The 944-nt window shown below is 56.0% G+C and carries 2 protein-coding genes; one reads left to right on the top strand and one right to left on the bottom strand.

Annotated features, from left to right (window positions below):
* On the bottom strand, window positions 1–204 hold a 204-nt coding region (locus tag NRB16_RS28755; protein ID WP_257107547.1), incomplete at its 3' end, for a TetR/AcrR family transcriptional regulator.
* 193 nt (window positions 205–397) lie between these two features.
* On the opposite strand from NRB16_RS28755, the gene NRB16_RS28750 reads away from it, so the two are divergent.
* A partial coding sequence (locus NRB16_RS28750; protein ID WP_257107546.1) for an MBL fold metallo-hydrolase occupies window positions 398–944 on the top strand: 547 nt, incomplete at its 3' end.

Below are 944 nucleotides of genomic sequence, written 5' to 3'. Positions count from 1 at the left end.
GCACGCCCACAGGCGTTGAATGATTTCCGCGAAGAGCTCTTCCTTGCTGGGGAAGTGGTTATAGACCGTGCGCTTGGAAACTTCAGCCCGTGCCGCGATGCGGTCCATGCTGGTGACTTCGAAGCCGCGATCACGAAACTCGGCAATGGCCGCCAGGACAATGGCTTCGCGTTTCTGGTCGGTAAGTCGCATGGGGGCTTTCATAGGTTCGCTTCAAACATGCGTTTAGAGAAAATTACACTCGGCAGTTTACTTGTCGTAGCCAATCATGCAAGCTTAAAACTACACCGTGTAGTGTAAAAAGCTGTTACACATTTTCACGCCACGTTCCGCAAGGTGCGTATAGCTTGATTCAGCACGGCAGGAATCTCGACCTGTTATCAGGAGTCAGTACATCATGGCCATGAATCCCCCAAAAACAGATGCCGCTTCATTGCCTGTCTTGTCTCGTCATGAGGGGCGCTATCGCAACCATGCGCCGGTCAAGTCGCTGGGGTTTGTCCGCACCCTGGGGGTGTTCTGGAATGCCATGTCCAACAAACCCCGTCACACTCGGCCTGCTGGCGAGATTCCGGTCCAGCCGTTGTCACGTCAGCAATTGCTGGCAGCCCCGAACAATACGGTGTATCGCCTCGGGCACTCCACCGTGCTGCTCAAGCTGCACAATGAGTTCTGGCTGACGGACCCGGTGTTTGCCGAGCGTGCTTCGCCCGTGCAGTGGGCCGGCCCGAAACGTTTCCACCAACCGCCGATCAGCCTTGAAGATCTGCCGCCACTCAAGGCGGTCATTCTTTCGCACAATCACTACGATCATCTCGATCACATGACCATCAAGACCCTGATGGACAAGACCGAGCACTTCCTGACCCCCTTGGGCGTGGGCGATACCTTGATCGAGTGGGGCGTTCCGGTGCACAAGGTGCGGCAACTCGACTGGTGGCAAT

The sequence above is a fragment of the Pseudomonas sp. LJDD11 genome (assembly GCF_024584215.1).
Classification (GTDB): Bacteria; Pseudomonadota; Gammaproteobacteria; order Pseudomonadales; family Pseudomonadaceae; genus Aquipseudomonas.
Note: the sequence above shows the minus strand (reverse complement) of the source record. Positions and strands in the feature narration are given on the sequence as shown.